33 protein-coding genes are annotated in these 22925 nt (G+C 41.9%); 28 read left to right on the top strand and 5 right to left on the bottom strand.

Translation table 11 applies throughout. The features are described 5' to 3' along the window. The first annotated feature begins 279 nt into the window (after positions 1-279). The 11 genes from EKQ44_RS18480 to EKQ44_RS21645 all read left to right on the top strand — a co-directional run bounded on the left by EKQ44_RS18480 (position 280) and on the right by EKQ44_RS21645 (position 6339). Positions 280-1041, top strand: coding sequence for an SDR family oxidoreductase (locus EKQ44_RS18480; RefSeq protein ID WP_237665030.1), 762 nt, complete (start codon positions 280-282; stop codon positions 1039-1041). A gap of 4 nt (positions 1042-1045) precedes the next feature. Continuing rightward, positions 1046-1528 (top strand): GNAT family N-acetyltransferase, encoded by a 483-nt coding sequence (locus EKQ44_RS18475; RefSeq protein ID WP_237665029.1) that lies wholly within the window; start codon positions 1046-1048, stop codon positions 1526-1528. Positions 1529-1720: 192 nt separating this feature from the next. Beyond that, the gene (locus EKQ44_RS18470; RefSeq protein ID WP_237665028.1) at positions 1721-1954 is read left to right on the top strand and encodes a hypothetical protein; all 234 of its coding nucleotides are present in this window, start codon (positions 1721-1723) and stop codon (positions 1952-1954) included. 56 nt (positions 1955-2010) lie between these two features. Further along, positions 2011-2370, top strand: a complete 360-nt coding sequence (locus tag EKQ44_RS18465; protein ID WP_237665027.1) for a hypothetical protein — start codon at positions 2011-2013, stop codon at positions 2368-2370. A 27-nt stretch (positions 2371-2397) separates the two neighbouring features. Continuing rightward, the gene (locus EKQ44_RS18460; protein ID WP_237665026.1) at positions 2398-3336 is read left to right on the top strand and encodes an ABC transporter permease subunit; all 939 of its coding nucleotides are present in this window, start codon (positions 2398-2400) and stop codon (positions 3334-3336) included. 3 nt (positions 3337-3339) lie between these two features. Then, a complete protein-coding gene (locus EKQ44_RS18455; RefSeq protein ID WP_237665025.1) occupies positions 3340-4236 on the top strand; it encodes an ABC transporter permease in 897 nt (298 codons plus the stop codon). A gap of 3 nt (positions 4237-4239) precedes the next feature. Further along, positions 4240-4524: a hypothetical protein gene (locus EKQ44_RS18450; RefSeq protein ID WP_237665024.1), complete on the top strand. Its 285-nt coding sequence runs from the start codon at positions 4240-4242 to the stop codon at positions 4522-4524. A gap of 41 nt (positions 4525-4565) precedes the next feature. Beyond that, positions 4566-4838 (top strand): hypothetical protein, encoded by a 273-nt coding sequence (locus EKQ44_RS18445; RefSeq protein ID WP_237665023.1) that lies wholly within the window; start codon positions 4566-4568, stop codon positions 4836-4838. A gap of 142 nt (positions 4839-4980) precedes the next feature. Beyond that, positions 4981-5349: a hypothetical protein gene (locus EKQ44_RS18440; RefSeq protein ID WP_237665022.1), complete on the top strand. Its 369-nt coding sequence runs from the start codon at positions 4981-4983 to the stop codon at positions 5347-5349. Positions 5350-5454: 105 nt separating this feature from the next. Then, the gene (locus EKQ44_RS18435; protein WP_237665021.1) at positions 5455-5739 is read left to right on the top strand and encodes a hypothetical protein; all 285 of its coding nucleotides are present in this window, start codon (positions 5455-5457) and stop codon (positions 5737-5739) included. A 285-nt stretch (positions 5740-6024) separates the two neighbouring features. Next, complete coding sequence (locus tag EKQ44_RS21645) at positions 6025-6339, top strand: DUF4190 domain-containing protein (protein ID WP_414491345.1); 315 nt, start codon at positions 6025-6027, stop codon at positions 6337-6339. Between the two features lie 380 nt (positions 6340-6719). Here EKQ44_RS21645 and EKQ44_RS18430 read toward each other — a convergent pair whose 3' ends face one another. Further along, positions 6720-6992: a hypothetical protein gene (locus tag EKQ44_RS18430; RefSeq protein WP_237665020.1), complete on the bottom strand. Its 273-nt coding sequence runs from the start codon at positions 6990-6992 to the stop codon at positions 6720-6722. 104 nt (positions 6993-7096) lie between these two features. After that, complete coding sequence (locus tag EKQ44_RS18425; RefSeq protein ID WP_237665019.1) at positions 7097-7447, bottom strand: DUF2200 domain-containing protein; 351 nt, start codon at positions 7445-7447, stop codon at positions 7097-7099. Positions 7448-7562: 115 nt separating this feature from the next. On the opposite strand from EKQ44_RS18425, the gene EKQ44_RS18420 reads away from it, so the two are divergent. Continuing rightward, positions 7563-8387, top strand: a complete 825-nt coding sequence (locus tag EKQ44_RS18420; RefSeq protein WP_237665018.1) for a manganese catalase — start codon at positions 7563-7565, stop codon at positions 8385-8387. Positions 8388-8427: 40 nt separating this feature from the next. Here EKQ44_RS18420 and ptsG read toward each other — a convergent pair whose 3' ends face one another. Further along, positions 8428-10485: a glucose-specific PTS transporter subunit IIBC gene (gene ptsG, locus EKQ44_RS18415; RefSeq protein ID WP_331254673.1), complete on the bottom strand. Its 2058-nt coding sequence runs from the start codon at positions 10483-10485 to the stop codon at positions 8428-8430. Between the two features lie 354 nt (positions 10486-10839). Between ptsG and EKQ44_RS18410 the strand changes: the two genes are divergently transcribed. The 16 genes from EKQ44_RS18410 to EKQ44_RS18340 all read left to right on the top strand — a co-directional run bounded on the left by EKQ44_RS18410 (position 10840) and on the right by EKQ44_RS18340 (position 19967). Then, positions 10840-11001 carry a hypothetical protein gene (locus EKQ44_RS18410; protein ID WP_237665017.1) on the top strand — a complete coding sequence of 54 codons (162 nt, stop codon included), beginning with the start codon at positions 10840-10842 and terminating at the stop codon, positions 10999-11001. A 97-nt stretch (positions 11002-11098) separates the two neighbouring features. Then, entirely contained in the window at positions 11099-11419 is a 321-nt protein-coding gene (locus EKQ44_RS18405) for an ArsR/SmtB family transcription factor (protein WP_237665016.1), read from the top strand. Positions 11420-11422: 3 nt separating this feature from the next. After that, positions 11423-11812, top strand: coding sequence for an SRPBCC family protein (locus EKQ44_RS18400; RefSeq protein WP_237665131.1), 390 nt, complete (start codon positions 11423-11425; stop codon positions 11810-11812). 19 nt (positions 11813-11831) lie between these two features. Continuing rightward, positions 11832-12512, top strand: a complete 681-nt coding sequence (locus EKQ44_RS18395; protein WP_237665015.1) for an FAD-dependent oxidoreductase — start codon at positions 11832-11834, stop codon at positions 12510-12512. A 147-nt stretch (positions 12513-12659) separates the two neighbouring features. After that, positions 12660-13172 carry a hypothetical protein gene (locus EKQ44_RS18390; protein WP_237665014.1) on the top strand — a complete coding sequence of 171 codons (513 nt, stop codon included), beginning with the start codon at positions 12660-12662 and terminating at the stop codon, positions 13170-13172. Between the two features lie 90 nt (positions 13173-13262). Continuing rightward, entirely contained in the window at positions 13263-13751 is a 489-nt protein-coding gene (locus EKQ44_RS18385; protein WP_237665013.1) for a DinB family protein, read from the top strand. 20 nt (positions 13752-13771) lie between these two features. Next, on the top strand, positions 13772-14659 hold the full coding sequence (locus EKQ44_RS18380) for a DMT family transporter (RefSeq protein ID WP_237665012.1): 888 nt from the start codon (positions 13772-13774) through the stop codon (positions 14657-14659). 27 nt (positions 14660-14686) lie between these two features. After that, positions 14687-15499 (top strand): GNAT family N-acetyltransferase, encoded by an 813-nt coding sequence (locus EKQ44_RS18375; RefSeq protein ID WP_237665011.1) that lies wholly within the window; start codon positions 14687-14689, stop codon positions 15497-15499. A 13-nt stretch (positions 15500-15512) separates the two neighbouring features. Further along, positions 15513-15668, top strand: coding sequence for a hypothetical protein (locus EKQ44_RS18370; RefSeq protein ID WP_237665010.1), 156 nt, complete (start codon positions 15513-15515; stop codon positions 15666-15668). A 285-nt stretch (positions 15669-15953) separates the two neighbouring features. Further along, entirely contained in the window at positions 15954-16493 is a 540-nt protein-coding gene (locus EKQ44_RS18365) for a flavodoxin family protein (protein ID WP_237665009.1), read from the top strand. Between the two features lie 726 nt (positions 16494-17219). After that, the gene (locus EKQ44_RS21520) at positions 17220-17354 is read left to right on the top strand and encodes a hypothetical protein (RefSeq protein ID WP_269151724.1); all 135 of its coding nucleotides are present in this window, start codon (positions 17220-17222) and stop codon (positions 17352-17354) included. A 24-nt stretch (positions 17355-17378) separates the two neighbouring features. Next, positions 17379-17597, top strand: coding sequence for an ATPase (locus EKQ44_RS18360; RefSeq protein WP_237665008.1), 219 nt, complete (start codon positions 17379-17381; stop codon positions 17595-17597). A gap of 57 nt (positions 17598-17654) precedes the next feature. Further along, positions 17655-18515, top strand: coding sequence for a S16 family serine protease (locus EKQ44_RS18355; protein WP_237665007.1), 861 nt, complete (start codon positions 17655-17657; stop codon positions 18513-18515). 49 nt (positions 18516-18564) lie between these two features. Continuing rightward, entirely contained in the window at positions 18565-18960 is a 396-nt protein-coding gene (locus tag EKQ44_RS18350; RefSeq protein WP_237665130.1) for an NUDIX hydrolase, read from the top strand. Between the two features lie 18 nt (positions 18961-18978). Further along, positions 18979-19428 (top strand): NUDIX hydrolase, encoded by a 450-nt coding sequence (locus EKQ44_RS18345; protein WP_237665006.1) that lies wholly within the window; start codon positions 18979-18981, stop codon positions 19426-19428. Beyond that, complete coding sequence (locus tag EKQ44_RS18340; RefSeq protein WP_237665005.1) at positions 19428-19967, top strand: DJ-1/PfpI family protein; 540 nt, start codon at positions 19428-19430, stop codon at positions 19965-19967. Before EKQ44_RS18345 ends, EKQ44_RS18340 begins: the two co-directional genes overlap by 1 nt. 327 nt (positions 19968-20294) lie before the next feature. Here EKQ44_RS18340 and EKQ44_RS18335 read toward each other — a convergent pair whose 3' ends face one another. After that, complete coding sequence (locus EKQ44_RS18335; protein WP_237665004.1) at positions 20295-21653, bottom strand: amino acid permease; 1359 nt, start codon at positions 21651-21653, stop codon at positions 20295-20297. Positions 21654-21673: 20 nt separating this feature from the next. Further along, entirely contained in the window at positions 21674-22858 is a 1185-nt protein-coding gene (locus EKQ44_RS18330; RefSeq protein WP_237665129.1) for an MFS transporter, read from the bottom strand. Positions 22859-22925: the final 67 nt, after the last annotated feature.

The following is a 22925-nucleotide window of genomic DNA, read 5'->3' as shown; positions in this document are numbered from 1 at the left end:
CTTTGAAGTTCTTACCATAAAGGAAAGAGATGGACGGAAGGGGAATCGAAAGCCTAACAATGTGGAAAAACCTTTAATGGAAATTGAGTAATTGGATAGAGTCAGCAGTTCCGACCAAGGGATTAGTCTGACCGTCCATCATTTCATTAAAGGGATACACATGTTGTGGAGTCGATACCCCACTAGAAACAGGTGCCTTTGGTGCACCTGTTTTTTTGTGAAGAAAAACATCTCTTTCGACCACAACTGAATATGCCCTAACACTAGGAGGGTCATTTTATGACTAGAATAGCAATTGTAACTGGCGCAAGCCGTTTGAAGGGAATAGGAGCAGCTGTGTGCAGGGAGCTTGCAAAGGCGGGGCATCCTATCTTTTTTACGTATTGGACGCCTTATGATAAAGAAATGCCATGGGGTTCTGAGGCGAATGAGCCGAAACGTTTAAAAGACGAGCTGGAGGGCTTCGGTGTTCCGGTGAACATGATGGAGCTTGATTTAACAAGCACGGAAGCCCCAGAACAGTTGTTTCAAAAAGTGAGGGAGGATCTCGGTCAACCAAGCATACTGGTGAATAACGCGGCCTACTCAACCAACGATGATTATAGCACCATTACAGCAGAGGAATTGGATAAACATTATTTTGTAAACATCCGGGCTACCACTTTACTAAGCAGCAGGTTTGCTACTGAGTTCAACCTTGGGAGCGGTGGGCGCATTGTGAACCTGACATCCGGACAATCTCGTGGCGCGATGCCAGGCGAGCTTTCGTATGCAACGACGAAAGGCGCAATTGATGCCATGACCGTCACCTTGGCAGCAGAAGTGGCTAAGCTTGGGATCACTGTCAATGCCATTAATCCTGGTCCGACTGATACAGGGTGGATGACAGAGGAAATCAAGTCCAGTCTATCTGGCATGTTTCCTTCTGGAAGGGTAGGAATGCCAAGTGACGTAGCAAGGACCATTAAATTCCTTGTCAGCGAAGAGGCCGAATGGGTGACAGGACAGATCATCCATTCAGAAGGCGGATTTAGGAGGTAGTGGTGTGAGAGAATGGAATGTTGAATTGCGATCGGTTGAAAGAGCGAATCGTTCGAAGTTTTTACCCTACTTGCTTTTAGCAGATGAGAGCGAGCGTGTGGTGAAAGAGTATATCTCGGAAGGTCAAATGTTTGAGATTATAGTGGACGACGATAAGGTTGCTGGTGTTGCGTTGTTTATGGAAGAATCCGAGGATGTGGTCGAGCTGAAAAACATAGCGTTGGATCAGAAGTTGCGCGGACACGGTCTTGGTAAAAAGGTGATAGCATCGGCTTGTGATAGATATCGTGTGGAAGGCTTCCGTAAAATGATTGTCGGCACCGCCAACTCCAGCATTGCCAATATCGCATTCTATCAGAAAGCCGGGTTCAGGATGGCCGAGATTAGGAAAGACTTCTTCTTGAAGTATCCGGAACCAATCTTTGAGGATGGGATTCGGGCAGTGGATATGGTGATGTTTGAGAGGGTTTTAGAGGAAAGGGAATAATATTGAGTTTGAAAGCGCTCCATCAATCTGGGGCGCTTTTACATGTGCTTAAATAAGCACTTACGTTAATTGTGACAAATTGTAAACAATATCCACCTTACTTTTAACAAAATTTTCAAAAAACAATTGAGTATTCCGAACTATTTTGAAATAATTGGAGATAGAATAGTAGAGTAAAAAGGAGGAAGCGGATTGTTTTGGAAGAGTTTTTTCTTTCTCACCATCATTGTCTACCTTTTATTATCCTTACCTAGCATATTAGGTGTTGGATATGTTATTGACTGGGTACCGGAAGCAACGGCTTTTCAAAAGGCCAAAGGGTATATTGGGCAAGGGTTGAAAGTGAATTTTCTTCTAAAACTACTTATCGCTGTAATAGTGGCTTTGATTGCCAGCTTGCTTAGAAGGAAAAGAACCTCCATTTAACAGCCATGTGTAACTTCCCTTACATACCAACCGTCCAATGCTTGAGGTGATATTGTTTGAAAGAAACTATATGGATAATTTTCTTTTCCCTTGTTCTAGCTGCTTGTGCATCAACGAAAGAACCCATCCTCAAAGGATCATCAGAAGAAGCTTCTTGGGCTTACGAATTTGTTCGTGTTAAGGAAACCTCCTACAAGCTGACACAAAAAGAAGCGGAGGAGGGCACCAAAGGAGACCTAATCGGCGAAGTTCAGCGAAATATTGTGGATATGGATAGTGCCGAAGAGTCAGTGGAACAGCATCTAGATAGCAATTCCTTACCGCATGGAACAGCCCTCTACAAGCATACCGGAAGCAAGAGCATCATCTTATACGAGTTGGAAGACAAATACTATATCGCAGAGAAAAAAGACTGAATGTTAAAAATTTATCAGGGGGATCCAATGGATTTAAAAAAAGAATCACTTAAATTGTCTATTTCTGTTTTTTTGGCTTTGCTGTTTACCATCCTGCTCATTTTTTTCCCAAGAGGAGGGTACTATGGGGAAATTCCCATGAATCTTAATGATGGGGCATTTCCAGGTTTTCAGCTTTCTCTTTTCTTTGAAGTATACAGAACCAACATCACCGAGTTCTTTCAGCATATTTGGGAGCATAGGAGCCTTGGCGAAACCATGTTTACACAGACTTCCGTGGAACAAGAAATAGTCCGCTATTACCCAAAAAGCTTGCTGATCATTGTCATCGGATTTGTTATTAGTATTATTTTTGGTGTATTAAAGGGGATTTTTGATTATCGAAATACATATACAAAAAAGAATCTGCTTGGGAACGGCACAACTTGGCTTTTCCAGTCCATCCCTGACTTTTTCGTCGTGATTATTGCATTTTATCTAGCGTTCTATTACTTACCGATGGGACTGATCTTCAGTAATCAGAACTGGTACAGCTTTGCCGCGCCGGCCTTACTCGTTTCCATCTATCCGACCATGTATGTTGCACGGATGACCTGTGTATCGCTTTTGAACCAAGATGGCCAGGACTATATCCGTACGGCTTTTGCTAAAGGGTTTAAAGTCAAACAGGTGATAAATCGTCATATTTTAAGGAACAGTGCACTTGATTTGATTGCCCATCTGCCGACGATCATGATGGTTGTCATCTCAAACATGTTGATGGTGGAGTACTTGACTGGCTATGCTGGGGCAGGTAATAGAATGTTTGTGGCGCTAGGAGGAAGGCAGGAGACAGTTGGCTTTGGTACTACTTCTATTGAAGCGGGACTCGTCTTTGGTTATGCCCTGTGCTTCATTGCGACCGTGCTTATCGTTCATATTGTAAAAATGATACTGCTGACAAAACTCAGCCAAAAGGGGGTGTAAGGGATGCTGAAAAACAAAGCACTATGGATCGGCGTATTTTTTCTGTTGTTGTTAATCTTGGTGGCGGCATTCGGCTCCTATTTTCCGTATGTGAAAGAGGGGGTGGAGGGGAAACGGTTAATATTCCTTGAGTCAGGGGGGCTTGAGAAAGCACCCTTTGCACCATCCGCGGCCTTCCCGCTTGGTTCTGATCATGAAGGCAGAAACATGGTAAGTCTTCTCGTCATGGGTGCCAAGGATACATTGTTACTCATTTTCTTAATTACCACGATCCGTTATCTTGTAGGCATGGTGCTAGGTGCAATTGCATCATTAGGAGGTCGGGTCATCTCGAACGTTCTCAATGTGTGGGACCAGATTTTTTCCAGCATGCCTGTGATCTTCTTTGCCATCTTAGCTTTCAACCTGCCACTTTTAATTTATGCCGAAAACAGGTTCTGGATTGTCATTTTCAGCATAGCATTGGTGGAAGTGGGGCGCGTTGGCGTAACGATTCGGGATCAATTAATTCATGTGAAAAATAAACCGTATATTGAGGCGGCTCGCACATTGGGTGTCACGAATTTCGGCCTGGCCAAAAATCACTTCCTGCCTACAATTCTCCCGACCATGCTTGTTAACTATTGCTTTGATATCGGCAGAGTTGCTTTGATTATCGGTCAGCTCGGAATTTTCTCGATTTTTATTACCATGCAATTTATAGAGGTCCCACCAGGAGGAATGTTCCAGTTGGTGAATACAAGCTACAACTGGCCGACTATTTTGGGTGATGCCCGAAAAGATATCTATACGGCCGTGTGGATACCGGCAGCTGCAGCGTTTGCGCTAATGTATGTTATTTTGACGTTCAATATTTTAGGGGAAGGATTGAGAAGGCACTTTAGTCGTTTTGGGGTGTGATAGATGAAGAAATTTCTTGTTAAATACCATAGTATTTGGCTCCTGCTCTTTGCCTTTTCGCTTCTTGCTGCGGGTACCAATCCGAGTGAAAAAGAGTACCTTGAGATGTTCGATAATTCTTACAAGCAAACGTTATCCGAAGGATTGGAAGTAGAAATTAAGCGAGTGAATTTCTATCTTTTTTCCACCTATACTCCAATTATAGGATCCGAACCTGGTGTTACCCATCTAGAAATATACGGAAGCCTCTTTCCCATCTCTGGTGGACAATTCGATTATCCATGGTGATTGGAGTTGTTTATTGGACCCTATTAAAAAGGAGGAGTGCAATGGATTACAATGACTATCATTATAAGCAACCAAATCACTTAAACCATGGGACCAGTCCTGGAAGACATGACTGGGATAATAGTGAAGTAACGATTGGTACCTGGATTGTCGTCTTGCTTCTTATAGCTATCCCTCTCATCAATATTATTGTTTTGCTTGTTTTGGCTTTTGGTGATCATAACGTAAACTTGAAGAATTTTGCGAAAGCATCCTTGATTCTTATGGTTGTGGGATTCATGTTAGCTTTATTGGTGAGTGGATGTAGTTTTTGAGGCTCTAGCAAGCTGATTCTTGAGGGGGAGCGATAACAGAGAGATCTTCCTCTTCCTCAATAAATTTTCAAGCTAGGAACTTTTCCCTTATCTATTTCGTTTAGTTAATAGTAATAGAGAGGAAAGGGGGGAGCATAAAGTCATGGAATGGATAGTGATTTCTATCATATGGGGTGGGTTGATGTTGTACTTTATCATTCCTTTCCATAAAACGAAAGAAGCCCCCGAGAATCTTACATCTATAAAAGTAGCCATGAAAATAAGCCTTAAGGTGGTCACTTTCCATCGTAAAGTGTTCCTTGCGTTTGCCTTCTTACTACTTACATATCTAGCAATCTGGTACAGCAACAAAGATCTGGCCTGGTATAACGAGGCACATGGAGTTCCTCACAAATCGAACACTGTAGAAAAACTATCTTTTTATTTGGCAGGAGTCACTACTTATACCCTGTTCATCTATTTCGCTGTTGTCGTAAGAAGAGCTCTTTCCTATATGAAGACGGAGGAGTGACTGGAGTGGAATAGCAGGAGCATTTGCATTCGATCATAATGGGGTCATAGCTATAAATATCCTGCTTTATTTAATCAGAGAAAGAAGTTAATAGGAGTGTACTAGATGGGATTGTTCTTTGAAAAAGTAAACCGTAAGAAAAGCTCGAAGCCGGTAACGGCAGTTAGGATAATATTCTTTATAGGGATAATTGTACTTTTAATTCTAGGATATAAGGATGATTTCAATGAGGTGTATTTAGGGTATGCCTTTATTGTAGTTGGACTAATGAATGTCATGAATGGTGTAGAATCGCACTATCACAGAGATGAAAAGAAGGTCTATATGATGGATTACTCTCTAGGGATGTTGTTTTTATTTATGGCAACCACACAATTGTGGATCAATTAATGTGGGTAAAGGTGCCTGTCCTGGTAGGAGTCATTGTACTTATACTTATCACCCTATCTGCTTGCAGTACAGGAAATAGCAGCGATACTTATATTTTCTGGACAGAAAAAACAGATAACCAGATGGAAACGTCTAAATCAAGCCAATATATTTTATGAAATTAGGCATGGAGAGATTTGGATTAGGGAAGAGGATATAAGAAAAGTAGTGGCGTGTTGTAGCTAAGGAGGGCTATAATGCAGGTAGAGTTAAAATCTTCTAACATTCACTGAATTAGAATGGTAGGTGACGAAATTGAATAGTTCTGTTCCACATTCTGAGACGGGAAAGCTAAATAGTAATGCTATTCTTTCTTTCATTCTTGGTATCTTATCAATATTATGTTGCGTCATCAGTTTTTTGAGCATGCTCTTTGCAGTTCCAGGTTTTGTCCTCGCTCTGATTGGACTTAATGAAATCCAGAAAAAGGATCAGATAGGACGAGGTTATGCCAAGGCAGGGTTAATATGTAGCATTATTGGCATGCTTCTGCCACTCCTCATTATCCTCGTGAGTTTGTTATTCTTTGAATCGACAGACTTCATCATGGACTTAACTTAAAAAAGGAAAGGACAGCCATTATGGAAAAAGAGGTTGTCCTTTTTTGTATTCTAACATAGTAACTTTTAAACAAACGTATGATTAAGAAAAAATCAGAGCTATGGGGCAGTAAGGAGAAAAATAATTTTAAGAGATTAACTTTTAAAAAAGGTGTTGTGGTATATTTCACAAATCTATCAGCATTCGTTTCAAAGCGACAAATTTCCCGGGAAACCTTTATCCTGGGATAGAATTTTTTAAACAAACGTTTGTTGAACAAAATAATAACCCCTTGATGGACAAGGGATTCAGCGAAAAATTCCAAATTAACTTTTGAAAAAGGTATGGTGGGAAAGTGTCCTTTTTCTAATTGGGAAATCTCCAAATCTTCTTGTCGAAATCTATGGTGCTTGAAAACCGTAAATCGCAACAAATAGTAATAAAGCCCATCCACAAATACTAAGTAAGTTCGCCGCAATCAGCCAACCCTTCTGCCAGCCTTTTACTCCCACTATACTTACTGTTAAACCTACTACACCACAAACAATGGGAATGAAGATAGTCACTCTGTTGAACAGTTCAATTAATGCAGAACCCCATGAAGACATAAAGGCGACCAAAGGAATGGCGGATAATAGGAAGAGTAGTGTCCCCATTATAGTGCTCTTTTGCATAAATCTCCCCCCTTTATTTCATTAACGTATGCTGTTGACAGAGCAAAAACACCAATTCTTACGATCATTTTTTACACAAACTGGGTGGGCAAGTGGCCAGCCCCTTAAGCCCGCAAGATTTTCTCCATCTTTTTGCCCTTGGCTAATTCATCAATCAATTTATCCAAATAACGGATTTCCCGCATGGTTGTTTCTTCTATGTTTTCCACTCGGACACCGCAAACAACGCCTTTAATCAAGGATCGTGAAGCATTCATTTGGGGAGCTTCCGCAAAGAAGGTTTCAAAATCTGTTTTCTTTTCCAGTACCGATTCTAACTCCTCTTGGCTATAGCCTGTCAGCCAGCGGATGATCTCATCCACTTCTGCTTTGGTCCGTCCTTTTCTCTCTGCCTTTGATACATAGTGCGGGTAGACACTTGCGAAACTCATAGTGTAGATACGATGCTTTTCCATTTTAGATCCTCCCTTAGAGTATTTTTCTTTTATTGTATCATGGGAAATTTAGAATGTTGTACAAACCCTAGCCAGTATATATAACATGTGAAGATTAATGAAGGGTGGAGATGCTTTGTTTTTTCATATAAAAGAATTACAATACGAAGCCAAACCGAGTAAGCCTGATCCCATATTTGCCACAAGATTACAGGAGATATTGGGTGGGCAGTTCGGGGAAATTTCCGTTGCTGTTCAATATCTATTTCAAGGCTGGGGGGCAAGGAGGCATGATAAGTACCGGGATTTATTGATGGACACTGGGACGGAGGAGCTTGCACATATTGAGATGCTTGCGACCATGATAGCAAGGCTGCTTGATGGGGCACCGGTAAAAGCACAAGAGGAAGCGGCTCAAAATCCTGTCATGGCAGCGATCATGGGTGGGATGAACCCGCAGTATGCAATCGTATCGGGCCTTGGCGCGTTGCCGGTCAATAGTGTCGGGGTGCCATGGAATGCCGGATATGTTATCGCAAGTGGAAATTTACTCGCCGACTTCAGGGCAAACCTAAATGCTGAAACGCAGGGACGTCTGCAAGCAGTAAGATTATACGAACAAACAACCGACCCGGGAGTAAGAGACATGTTGTCGTTCCTAATTGCCAGGGATAGAATGCATCAAAATCAATGGCTGGCGGCAATTCATGAGCTCGAAGCACAAGAAGGCGTCATCGTTCCAAGTACATTCCCTACTGCTAAGGAAAAATCGGAAGTGTCTCATACGTTTATTGCCTTATCAGAGGGTGAACAAAGCAGCAAAGGGAAATGGGCAAGTGGCCCGGCGCCAGATGGATTGGCGAACTTCCAATACTTAAGCATGCCAGGTGCATGGGGAAGCAAACCTATACTGAATCCTGCCCCACCAGCCCTGCATAATACTCCGCCATCGGTAAAATAAAAAGCGACGTCTCGAAGTGCATTCGAGACGTCCTTGTCATTTATCCTTTTGAAATCTCTACAATTCCTTCTTCCTTCAATGAAACCTCACCTTGCTTATTCAGCTTAACCTTTTCATCGTCCTTGAGGTTGGTGAACACGATTGGTGTCATCAACGAAGGAGCGTTCTTACCGATGAAGTCCATATCAAATTTTAAGAGCTCCTGACCCTTTGTCACCTTATCACCTTGGGCAACCAGTGCTTCAAATCCTTCGCCTTTCAAGTTCACTGTATCAATACCGACATGGATCAGAATTTCGTGTCCTTCGTTCGACTCAATGCCAATCGCATGCTTTGTCGGGAAAAGGTTTACGATTTTTCCATTTACAGGGGAGACGACAAGTCCTTCTGAAGGTTCAATGGCAAAACCGTCACCCATCATTTTTCCGGAGAAGACTTGATCTGGCACGTCATCTAGTGGTTTGATTTCACCCTTGATTGGAGCGATAAATCCACCTTCTGTTGATTTAGTCTGCATCGCATCTGGGTTAATCTCTTCAATCTGCTGTTCGACTTCCTTGTTGGTGTCCGTTTTAGCAGGACGAGGCGTTTTACCATCCATAATGTCTTTCATCTGAGATTTTAATGTATCCGATTTTGGCCCGAAAATCGCTTGGATGTTGTTTCCTACTTCAAGGACACCGGAAGCACCAAGTTTTTTCAGACGCGCCTTATCAACCATTGAAATTTCATTTACCGATACACGAAGCCTTGTGATACATGCATCAAGATGGGAGATGTTCTGCTTTCCACCCATTGCTTCTAACACATCATGTGGTAAGTCGCCGGCTGTGGAAGTGGATGCGCCATCCTCATCTTCGTCCACCTCTTCACGACCAGGTGTGGCAAGGTTGAATTTTTGAATCGCAAAACGAAAACCAAAGTAATAAATGACCGAGAACACAAGCCCCACTGGTATCACCAGCCACCAAGCCGTACGGTTAGGCACAACCCCGAACAGGAGGTAATCAATGACCCCACCGGAGAACGTCATCCCGATTTTTACATCTAAGATATGCATGACCATAAAGGATAGTCCCGCAAACACTGTGTGGATCGCGAACAGTACCGGTGCGACAAACAGGAACGAGAACTCAATTGGCTCTGTAATCCCTGTCAGGAAAGATGTTAGGGCAGCAGATGCCATGATCCCACCGACCACTTTTTTCTTTTCAGGACGTGCCGTGTGGTAAATGGCAAGCGCTGCGGCAGGAAGTCCGAACATCATGAACGGGAACTTACCTGTCATGAATGTACCCGCAGTCGGCTCGACCCCATCACGCAGCTGCGCAAAGAACATCGCCTGGTCCCCACGGACAATATTCCCGGCTTCGGTCGTATAGGACCCGAACTCAAACCAGAACGGTGAATAGAAAATGTGATGAAGCCCGAATGGAATCAAGGCACGTTCAATCACACCGAAAATAAAGGCAGACACCGTTAAGTTAGTGTTGATCATACTCTCAGAAAGGGTGTTCAATCCACCTTGGATAGGTGGCCATACAAAGGACATGAGTATACCCAGCACCACTGCTGAAGCAGCAGTTACAATCGGAACAAATCGCTTACCGGCAAAGAACCCAAGGTAAGACGGCAATTCAATATTGAAGTACTTATTATACATGAATGCCGCGAGGATCCCGACGATTACCCCGCCGAACACCCCACTCTGTAGCGTGTTGATCCCAAGTACATTCGCATATGCCGGGTCTTCCAGCATTCCGTCATCCACCCCAAGCACAACCCCCATCGTCGCGTTCATAATGAGGTACCCGATGATGGCGGCAAGCGCGGCAACCCCCTCACCACCAGCAAGTCCAACTGCAACCCCAACGGCAAAGAGCACTGGGAGGTTATCAAACACAATTCCCCCGGCAGCGTCCATAATATTCGCTACCATCTGGATCCAACCCGCCCCAAGGAACGGCATCAGCTCCAGCAAATTCTCCTCCTTCAACGCATTCCCAAGTGCAAGCAAAATACCCGCAGCAGGCAAAAGCGCGACCGGAAGCATCAACGCTTTCCCGACCTTCTGCAACACACCAAACAATCTCTTCACAGAACAACCTCCTAAATATGTATTAGTCAAAGTGGTTTTAATTTCCCCTAAATGGGAGGTTTTAAACAAAAAAAGGAGGAGGTGGTGGAGGGGACATGCATAAGGACCCGAGTGGGTTACTGTGCCTGACCGAAAAGACCGACGAAACGTGTTTTGGCATCAACTTAGGGCATTTTGGCACGAACTCGGCTGATTTTGGCACGAACTCGGTGCATTTTGGCATCAACTCACACCGTTTTGGCACGAACTCTAAATGCGACAACGTAAATACCAAGAGAAAGTGCATAATATTTTATAAATTCCGCTAATATTTACATATATAGGTAACGAAATTTAAGGAAGGAGGGTCTGCGCGTGGAAATCGCAACATTAATTCTGGATTTATGGCGCAATATAAAGGGTTTCTTCTTCAATGAGGATGGAATGATAGATAAAACAAGAATGGTAACCGGTTCTGCTGTCATCCTATTTTTAACTGGGGCAATTGGGTATTTGTCTTATCGCATATTTTTTTAACTATCCATCACAATATATCCAGTTGACTGGACACCAATTAGTGTCATATAATAAAGACACTAATTGGTGTCCTATTTGTTTGAAAGGAGGAAGAACCATGAATCTTGCCCTTCAAGAAAAAGATGTGTATGTGGCCATCGCAGATCCTACCAGGCGAAAAATCATACGCCTGCTAGCAGAAAAAGAGGAACTGCCGCTCTACGAACTCACGCCACACTTTGATATGGGCCGTACTGCCGTATCTAAACATTTGTCTGTGTTGAAAGCAGCCGACTTAGTCTCAAATCGGAAAATAGGAAGAGAAACGAGGTACCGCCTAAACCCGGCCCCTTTGAAAGAAGTTCAGGACTGGCTGGCCTACTATGAGCAGTTCTGGAATGATAGCGCAATGAAATTAAAGAAGTTATTGGAGGAATAAATGATGGCCAACTTATCATTAGATTATCAATTTAAAAGCCCTATCGACAAGGTTTGGAACGCTTTAACCCATTCAGAGACACTGGCACAATGGGTGATGGAGAACAACTTCAGGCCAATTGTAGGTTACAAGTGTCAGTTTCAAAATAGAGAAATTGGATTGATTGTCAATAGTGAGGTTTTAGTGGTGGACAAGCCCCATAAATTATCATACACATGGGTTGGCGGTCCCATTGACACGATTGTCACTTGGACTTTAAAAGAAGATGGAGAAACAACTCACCTCCACTTGGAACATACAGGGTTTGAAGAAGAGAACCAAGCTTACTTTGGGGCGAAATATGGTTGGACCATGATGGTAGAAGGGTTAACCGAAATCTTAAAAGAAGGCTAATGGAAAAGGAGATACGTACATGAGTTTTTTAAAAGATACACTTTCTATTTTTAAGAAAAGTGAACTTGTCTTTATAGAAAAAGTAAAAGAATCACAAAGGGTCTATTCCTTTCTTTTCAAAAAAGATCAAGACTTGACGTGGAAGCCTGGCCAACACGGGTTATTTACTATAACACATAAGAAAATTAAAAATCACACAAAGCCATTCACCGTCTCCTCCATTCCAAGTGAGGGTGTGGTGAGGCTCACTACCACAATCGGCGAGAACCCAAGTGACTTTAAGCAGGCGTTGCTGGAATTAGAGCCAGGGATGAAAATCAACATGAGTGGGCCAGTAGGCTCCTTTTATCTAAAAGAAAAAAGCCCGGCACTCTTTATAGCAGCAGACATCGGCATCACCCCATTTCGAGCAATCATTAAGCAAATAGAAGGAGAAAATATAGGGAAACAAGTTAAACTCCTCTATTTCGATAGCGAAAATATGCATATTTATAAAGTGGATTTCAAGAATGTGGATGTTGACTTTATCACGACAAAAGAACAGCTGTTGCAGGAAATAAATATATTTAAAGAAAAACACAAAGAAAAAGGTCAATATTTTGTTGCTGGTTCAAAGGACGCTGTTAACATGGTGGTCGAGCACTTGAAGAGTAGCAATATAGCCAAACGTGCTATCAAGAAGGATGTTTTTGTGGGTTGAGGGGCAGGCACGGCGACCCGTAGCTAAAACAATTTAGCCTAAGGCAAGTATGGAGATATGCTCTATACTTGTCTTTTTTTCGTCGGTGAATACCAGGTCATGATGAAATCCAAACTATAAAAAACGAAATAGATTGGAGCCACATAAATGTCAAAATTACTATTGGTAGGTCTGCTTTTAACGATGTCCTTTCAGCCCCTGAACACGGAAACCGATTCTATTACCTCTAACTACATAAGTTCAGGCTTCACCACAGTCGAAAAAGCTACAGCTCAATATGAAAAGAATACCCGGTTAGACACAATCACACCCCAATCCATTCCCTTTAAGCCGACTCACTCTTTTGGTAGGTATAATGACAGAGGGTACTATAAAGGGAAATTACAGCTGGAATATGTGGACTCCAGTAATATGGATGTCATGGTGGTCTGGGTTGCCGGACAAGATCAGGAAGATTTTCCTCGAGCTATATCAAAGTATGTGCCACTTAAAAATGGCATGGACGGTTCGTACGTGGAAGGAAAAGAGCATGCCTCCATTTCAAAGCTTGCTTTTGAATATGAAGGAAATCATTACATGATTGAATATATACGTGCACTTTCTATGCCCTATGTAAAAGAAGGGTCACTTGTAGAAGTCGCAAATTCCATCATTCAATAAACGATAGAAATTATTACCATCTCCTTACTCATATGATACTATTAATGAAAGACGGAATATTTCTTCATTAAAGAATAAGGAGATGGGAAAATGGAGTTATTTCAAAGTCAGTACGATTGGATCAGACGGACAAGGGAGACGTTATTTCACTATTGTGAGGGGATGTCTCACGCCGACTATGTAAAGGAAATGGAAAGCTTCGGCGGGGACTCGGTCCGAAACCTTCACATACATATAGCGACGTGCTACCATTTTTGGCTGGGTACGCATGGTCTTGGAAAATCAATCGCCAAAACAGATCCACTCACGATAAAAAACGTCCACGATATGAGAGAGCTTTTTCGTAAAACAGACGAACTTGTAGAGGAATTTTTGCTCAAGTATAAGGACAACTGGGAGCACACCATTCCTTATACTTTTAAAAACGGTGAAACTTCTGACTTCAGTACACTCTGGCTGTTCACCCACACCACCACTCACGAATTCCACCATAAAGGGCAGATCGTCAAAATAGGACGACAGTTTGGCTATACCCCACCTGATACAGACTTGATTGCACCGGAAGTGGTAACAAGCTGACTCCATAAAGGGTGGGAGAAATGGACAATATCAAAAAAGGCTATTATTTAAATTTTCTATCGGTAGTAATGATGGCTATCGGCCCTTTAGTATCAAAATTTGGGCTGTTACATATTTCTCCGGGTAAGGCAGCACTTATAAATACCGTTACCATTATCGTTGTAAGCTATCTTTGGGGAGTTTTTACGAAAAACACCGTTACGTTTTATGTTGAAAAAGAGGTTATCTTACTAGCGCTATTTAATGCATGTGGAGTCATTTTTTTGTTTATGAGCATGGATTTGTTGTCACCTGTTGAAGTGGGCTTTCTCGGCAGATTTTATACCGTTTTTGCAGTTGTCTTATCGGTTTTTATCTTAAAGGAAAAAATGACAAAAACAGAAATAATCTTTATCGTCCTAGCCTTGTTTGGAGCATTCATGTTCGTTGGTGAGGGGGCAGATTGGCAAGCCTCCTTGGTTGGTAGTTTGTTTGCGATCCTTTATACCTTCTTTTTTGCGCTAACGAATGTCTACATAAAGAAGACATTGACCATTGGTAGGGAATCCAACTCCATATTGTTTACCAACAACTGTATCACGGCTATTTTTGTATTGGTTTATTCGATGCTAGCCGGAGAACTTTTTGATCCTAATTACCCTGTTAATGGGGTTTTGTTGATTGTACTTTCTTCTATCATAACGGGCTTTTTGGGCACCATTCTTCTTTACGAAGCACTAAAATACTTGCGCTTTTCCATTGCAAATATATCCAGAGCTCTGAGTCCCTTGTTGCTAGCGGTGATTTCCTTTCCGTTTTTTCCAATAAAGCTAACAATATGGAATGTTACAGGAGCAATTTTATTAATGGTTTCGGTTCTTCTATTATCTGTTGGGGAGAAGAAAAAGCAGGGAAAAGAAGAAAAATAGTTCTATCATTCACACGGAGGTAAGTTCATGTCCATCCTAACAAAAACTGAATTGGAAATCGTAGAACAGTCAGAGGTCGAAGCGCTTGAAGATAGATTGATGAGAGTAAAGGGACTTAACGATAATGCAATGGGCGTGGAGCTGAAACGCTTTGGAAATGCCGTTGCGTTCTCGGTCAAAAATATTCCCGGTCCATCATTCAACACGGTGAAGGGAATCCGCGAAGAGAATATAGATGACCTGGACGAAATAGTAGAATTTTATTCTAATAGAGGAATCCCCGCGAGGTTTGAGGTGACACCAGGCAATGCGTCAAGAGACCTCTTTCGAAAGCTCAGTACAATGGGCTTTTTTCAAAGTGGGTTTCATACGGCTCTTTATCGTTCTCTATCTACAAATGAAATGCCGATGGTAAAGGGAGGTAGTGCCACTCAGATAGAAGAAATCAGTCTTGAGAATTTCGATTTATTCGGAGAAATATATACGAAAGGTTTCGGGATGCCGGTTGCATTCAAAGACTTTGTGACCGCCAATAACAGGGTGCTTGCAGAAAGAGATAACTGGACTTTTCATCTGGCACGCGTTGATGGGGAACCAGCCGGGATAGCTGTGTTGTTTAGAAAAAATGGCATAGCGACATTGGCAGCCTCGGCAACCGTACCTGAATATAGAAACAAAGGAGTTCAAACAGCTTTAATACAAAAGCGCATCCAAACTGCGATTGATGAAGATTGCCAATATATCATCGGCCAAGCAGCTTTTGGCAGTGTGAGCCAAAAAAACATGGAACGAGCTGGGCTGAAGGTGGCTTATACGAACGCGGTTTGGGAGAAATTTTAAGGAGGAGGCTATCATGCAAGCAATCATTGACTCAATTAAAGGATTTTTCTTAGATATTTTTGCGATGGGAAAAGGATTTATATATGGCTTTATGATGATCGGGTTACTCATTGTGGGAGGAACAGCTTTGTTGTACGGGGCCCTGTGGGTAAGGAATTTATTTATATAAAGTTGCTTGAAAGGGATGTGGCCTTGATGAGGAAAGGGACACCCTTTGACGCGGAGTGTCGATTTGTGTCGATTGGCATTTATCTTGCTCAAAGTGGCTTATAAAATCAAAAAGTGGCTTATAAAAATGAATACTTGATTTTTGATTCTCATGGGTGGGGGCTAGAAGTTCAGCAAGTTAAAGAAATTCAATAAATAACATACAACTAAATAATCCTCTATCCTATGTCTCAACCACATCTTCAGTATAAAATGTACACATCAGAAGTGAAAGGAAGGGATTACTATGTCCATAGCCGTTATATATGGGGGAACCCGAGAGCAAGGAAATACAGAAACTCTAACAAAACACGCCATCCAGGGGATAGAGGTGGAAGAGATATACTTGAAAAACCACACTATCCTGCCAATCATCGATATGCGACACGATCCAAAGGGTTTCCAAAATAGAAACGATGATTACAACGCAATAATGGAACGTATTCTCGAACATGACACATTGATTTTTGCGACTCCAATCTATTGGTACAGCATGTCGGGGACGATGAAAAATTTCATCGATCGCTGGTCCCACTCCATGCGGGATACAAATTTTCCTGACTTCAAAAATAGAATGTCCACAAAAGGCGCATACGTCATTGCAGTCGGTGGAGATTCTCCATCCATCAAAGGACTACCGATGATCGAGCAATTCAAATACATATTTGAATTCATGGGAGTGGAGTTCAAGGGATATATCATTGGGAAAGGGAACCAACCAGGGGACATTCATGAGGATAAGGTTGCACTGTATCAAGCAGCAGAACTTCGAAATGAGCTTAGTTAAAATAACAAGGGAGTGGGATGTCAGTGGATACCCACTCTTTTTTTGTATTTAAAACTAATGGTACAGAACTTTTACTTTCTGCAACAAAAAGGATTGTTATAACAAAAATAGAAAAGATTAGAAGGTATTCTTTAAAGGGAGAGAAGAATAATAAAAAATTTAGGGAAATTTTTAATCTATTGGATTGCTGGCACATTAATTGGGCTCCTAGGATATAAGCTATTATTTAACGGAGAAATAGACTTGGGACTTACAATTGCAATAATAATTGGTGGACTTGTCGGAGGGATGATTAGTTATAAGCTAATGGGTTAATAATGGATTGACCCATTAGCTTATACACTTTATTAGCCTCCTGTCTGATTAGAGGAGAATTAAATGTTTGCATCTGTTTAAATAGATTAGTGTAAGCCATGTAATCGCGTTGGTTGAAGGAAGAAAAGTTCCGTACTTTATTACGTTCATTCGTCCTTTTCCAGATCGTTGCTTCTTTCTTACCAAGAAGGTAAGGAAGTGCCTACTGTTATTTTACTTGTTATTTTTCAAAAAATGAAACATTTTTCCAGTTAAATTCGTATTTATAGGTAGGGCTGGAGAAGAGTAGTGAAATTGAAAGAATGCCCTAATGTAAAAGAATTGTGTGTTAGTAAGAGGAGGACGGTCTCCTATAAGTTTTTCTAGTTTTAAATTAAAAAGTGATCTTAAAATATAGATAGGAGAATTAGAATGTTACTTGTTGGAATCGGCATATTGCTTGTGGTGTTTATTTCTTCCATGGCAGTTGAAAAGTCTTTAAGAAATATAGAAAGTCAAAATGAACAGATTATCGAGCTATTAAAGGAAAATAACAAACAGAGATAACATGGAATAACGGAGGCTGGAAAAGTGGGAAAGTCATTTTGGATACCATTAATCATTGCTTTTGGATCTATGGGTTTACTGTATTTGATTGGATTTTTGGCTGATATTAATTTTCTTGTTTTTAAATGGTCCCCTTCCTATACAGAGATTTCACTCCTACCTATTGGAGTCGGGTTGCTGCTGGGGTATATCAGTGAGCGGATAATAAAGGATAAAGCTAAAAGTAATCAGATGGGAAATTGAGTGACGGATTACCTCCTGGATCACATCTGTATGCCACCGTCATAAGGGGAAAATAAATTGGAGAAGCAAAGTAGTTTGAAACCGTTTTTAGGTACGATTTTTATTTATTTTGCATTTTTGTATCTATACTTGTTCGATCATCTCACCGGGGTGGCCTTTGCTTTATTATTACTGTTACTGCTGGTAACGAATATAGTATTCATTTTTGTATCCTTTAACTTAAAAGCATTGAGACGTGCATTTATATTTTCAGCTTTATTGACTTTTGTCCTATTTAACTATGAGTTCTCAGCATTTGGTTTTGATAACACGGATTCCATCGTTACTTTTTATCAACCATCAGAAGAGATTGTAGCTAATACTGGCATTTATATTTTGGGAGTTGGAAGTGCAGTATTGAAGGATGGAGCAACGATAACTTTTTACAATAAAGCAGATTTATATGAAGATATTGTAGCAAATAATGTTATTCGCTATCGGAGTAAAAATAATTTTATCCTTGAACTTTTGGGTGTAAAGAAGAATCATTTGGAAGATATGAGGGGAAGCGTCCATCATTATTTAAAAGACACTAACCCTGAAATTAATGATTTTTTAAATAGAGAGGATATCAATGGGAGCAGTGCCGGGTTGGCATTGGTGTTGTCTTCTATTGTACATGAGGGGAAAGGGACTAACGAACTTTCCATTGGGCTAACAGGCGCCATCAACAAAAGTGGTAAAGTGAAAAAAGTGTCTTCCATAAATGGAAAAGTTCAAACTGCAGCTCGGGATGGACACACTCATGTCATTGTCCCTCAAGGTAATTTAAAAGAGGCATTAAAGGCAAAAGAAGATTTAAATCTTATTGTGGAAATAGCGGGAGTGAAAAGTGTAGAGGAAGCGCTTGAGATTATTGAAAGATGGAATGCAGAGTAGGGCGTGTAATGCCCCAATCAACTATAGGAACAACTAGGGAGGTACCGTTCTGAGAAATAGAGGATCAGCAATTTTATTAAAAGAAAATAAAGTTGCACTGATAAAGAGAGTTCGAGAAGGGGACGTTTATTTTGTTTTCCCCGGTGGTGGGATAGAAGCCGGGGAAACTCCGGAGATGGCTACAAAAAGAGAAGTGCTTGAGGAATTAGGTGTAAAAATCCTAGTTAAAGAATGCTTCGAACAAGTTAAATATAATGGCGTTCAATATTTTTTCCTAGCAGAGGTATTGGAAGGGGAAGTGGGAATCGGTATGGGAGAAGAGTTTACTGATTTAACGAGGAGTCGGGGGACTTATGAGCCTATGTGGGTAAAAGTTAGTGATATTCCATCCTTAGATGTTAGACCACGACAAGTTGTTGAAAGGATTTGTGCTGTATTTAACTAAGCATGTGGAGGGGAAATAATGGGATACATAGAAGATCTACGAAATGTTGTTGGACACCAACCGCTGATATTAGTAGGGACGGCAGTGGCTGTACTGAACAATGAAGGGGAAATTTTGCTGCAAAAGCGTAGGGATGGAGCTTGGGGTGTGCCTGGCGGATTCATGGAGTTGGGAGAATCCACTGAGGAAGCTGGCAGGCGTGAGGTTTTAGAGGAAACGGGTTTGGAAATCGGAAAGCTGGATCTAGTTGGTGTGTATTCTGGAAAGCAACATCATGTGAAGCTTCCGAATGGAGATGAATTTTACCCGGTTACTGTCGCTTATGTTTCAAGGGACATAAAAGGTGGCGTGCTGCGAGTGGATGGCGTAGAATCCACAGAGGCGAAATTTTTCCAAGTAAATGAGTTGCCAGAGGGTCTGAATCCTTTTATAAAAAATTTGCTAAGGCAATTTGTTGGTAAGGTGTGATGGAATTGTTCACTGGAATAATGCTTTATCAAAGGTTTAGTGAGTATGAGCTTTCGGTCCTTTTGTCCGTCCTGCGTCAGGGGGGCAAAAAGGTCCTCTTTATTGGTCTTGATGACCAATTCGTAAAAGGGGAGGCAGGATTGCCTTGTATTCCGGAAATGACGATTCAGGATGTGGATTTAGAAATATTAGATAGTATTGTGCTTCCAGGAGTGGACGATTTTGAACATCTTGTTGGACATCAAGAGCTTTCTGCTTTCTTAGCAAGGGCAAATGATAATAAAAGAGTGATCGCCGCAATCTCCAGCGCACCTTATTTACTATCCATGAGCGGCTTGTTAGCGGAGAAAAAATATACAACAGGCTTAACGAAAGAGCAGAGGGATTTCCTAGGAACGTTTAACGAAGGGGATTATACGGATCTCCCAGTGGTTGTCGATGACACAATCATCACTGCTAAAGGGTCTGCTTTTATAGAATTTGCCTTCGCCTTTGGAGATCGCCTGCAACTGAACTATCAGAAAGAATGGTATGGTTGAGGTGGGGCTTTTGGGGCTGTAGGAAATCTCCCTCTGGCAAATGAAGACCTCTATGGCTTAGAAGCGGACGAAGTGATGCCTTCATAGAGGCAATGAAGACCTCTGTGAGTTGGAAGCGGACAAAGTGAGGTCTTCATAGAGGCAATGAAGACCTCTGTGAGTTGAAAGCGGACAAAGTGAGGTCTTCATAGAGTCGATGAGAACCTCCACGAGTTGGAAGCGGATGAAGACCTCTGTGAGATCAAAGCGGACAAGGTGAGGTCTTCATAAAACCGATGAAGCACGCCTCTAAGCATCGGCCCCCACGCCATCCCCCCAAAAACACCCTCAACTATACTTCAGCTTCTTCCCTCCGCCCTTCTTCCACTTCCTATGCATGATCAATGCCACGATCCCAATCAACGCTACAAAAAGGATGCTGATGAAAAAGCCATTGCGGATGGTCTTTTCAACAATGGTTCCGCTTATGGCCAATAGCAGAAGGAGCAGCCCCAGGATGGATACAATCCTCCCTTTCTCCACTAGCTTAAAAGAGGCCAGCAGGATGAATAGCCAGTTATACAATAAGAGTAATCCTGCGGCTGTGGTGATAAATTCAAACACCTTTCCTGGAAGCAGGAATGCACAGATGACGGAAGCAGCCAATCCTCCCATTCCAAGTAACAGGGAGGGAAGCGGTAGATCCTTAAAGTTTAATTTCTTTTGGAAAATCTTTGGGGCGTCCCCGTCTTTTGCCAATGTTACAAGAAGAGTGGTGACTCCGAAAAGTGCTGCGGTCATGGTCGAGAACCCGGCAATGATGATAGCGCCGTTAAATACGTGTGGAAAAAAGGCAAGGTCATAATTGGTCAGGGCGGTCACAAAGGGACTTTCCTTTTCGGTAAATTTGTCAAAAGAAGCAAGGCTAACGGCAAGCCCTAATGACCCCACATAGAGAACCATCAAAAGGGTCATCATGATGGTTCCGGCCTTTAGCGTATCTTCCTTCTTCTTCAGCTGCATGGCCATCAGTCCGATCACTTCGATGCCCCCATATGCGTAAAAGGCATAAATGAGGGAAGACCATAGTCCTTTTACCCCTAAAGGCAGCCATTCTTTGATGGTGTTCGGAAAGTTGCCTGGACTACCGCCACCAGCATCTCCTTTGATCCATCCAAAAAAGATACCCAAAGCAATGACAATGAACATCAAAATCGCCGCGATCTTGATGATGGCAAAAAGGTCTTCCATTTTATCGAACCCTTTTGTTCCCAGCATAACTACAAAAAAGGACAACACGGCATATCCTGCTGAAAAAATCCAAAGTGGCACATCGGGAAACCAGAATTGAGATAATAGGCCGAGGGCAGTCAGCTGACTACCCATGATTAGAATGTTTGAGCACCAGTAATTCCAGCCGCAGCTGAATTCCGCCCATTTGCCAAATGCCTTCCCTGCGTAATAGCAAAAGGAGCCTTCCTGTGGGTCTTGGATAGTCATTTTAGCTAATCTGCTGTATACGATATAAGTACCGGTGGCTCCTATCAAAAAGGAAAGGATAATGGAGGCTCCGGCATGCTTGATTCCTAGAGACGATCCCAGGAAAAAGCCAATACCGATGGTGCATCCGATTCCAATCAAAGATAATTGCCACCAAGCTAAATCACCTGATGCTGTTTGTTTGGTACTGCATGTGGCTTTTGACATGTGACTCTCCTTTTAACCTACTACCATAGTGTGCTTTTCTTTGGTTTTACATTTTGGATGAAAAGAAAAACCAGGACTCCTATTACGACTGCCAAGGCACCGGATATATAAAGGCTTAGTAGAAGGTTGTTTTTCATTACGACAGACATAATCGGCGGACCTGCCGCGACCCCGATGAACCGGGATGAACTATAAAAAGATGAGATCGTGCCTTTCTCTCCCTTATCTACATTTTCAGTAATCAAAGCATCAAGCGTAGGAAGCATGGCCCCGATGCTAATGCCGATAAAGCTGGATATTGTAAGCAATAAAAAAATACTTTCATTAAGATATCCAACAAAAACGATGGTAACAGCGATAATACCGAGGGAGACCATAAGAATTTTTCTCATCAATTCGATATCCCCTTTGATCACTTTTCCAGTGATAAAGGAGGAAACACACAGGGTAAATAAAGGGATAGCTAAATATAACCCTTTAGTCACACCATGAAGGTCATGCGTTTTTTCAAGAATATCTGATAAATAAAATAATAGGCCAAAAAGAATCAGCATCGCGTATATGCCGATGACGAAGGTGGTATATAGCCATTTTCCTTCTTTGTGAAAAGTCTTTTTTGTGTTTTGTATAAAAATATTTAGTGCAAGTGGTTTTTCTTCTATCTTTGGTACCTTGATGAATACAAGAACAAGAAGGATCGAAATCAGACTGAAAAAGGATATAGAGAAGAAAGGAAGATACCAAAGGACCGCAGCCAATAGTGAGCCTAAAATAGGGCTTAGAACCTTCCCGAACGTGTTCGACGTCTCAATGATTCCCAAACAAGAGCTTGTCTTCTCATCGTCATCCTGGTACAAGTCTCCAACGAGAGGCAAGATAATTGGCGTGGCTCCCGCTGCCCCGACTCCTTGAATGATACGTCCAATGATGATCCATGTGAAAGGATCATCTATCTTCCAGGAAGCAAACCCTGAAATCAATCCCCCGATAAGCGCCAGTATTAAGCTTGGCAAAATGATCATTTTCCTGCCAAACCGATCCGACAAATAACCTGCAATAGGTATTAAAAAAATAGAAGAAACCGAGTAGGAAGTAATGATCATACTCGACTGGAAGGAGGATATGCCCAACTCTTTTTCGAGCAATGGCAAAACGGGAATAAGCATAGAATTGCCCAATGTCATAATAAGAGGGATGGAAGCCATGCTTATTATGCACCAAGCACTGACTTGTCCTATTTTCTTAGTTGTCACCTCTACCCCTCCGTAGTCA

This window comes from Sutcliffiella horikoshii, assembly GCF_021991925.1.
GTDB classification, from domain to species: domain Bacteria; phylum Bacillota; class Bacilli; order Bacillales; family Bacillaceae_I; genus Sutcliffiella_A; species Sutcliffiella_A horikoshii_F.
The sequence above is the reverse complement of the archived record's forward strand: the minus strand, read 5'-3'. Positions and strand labels throughout refer to the sequence as shown.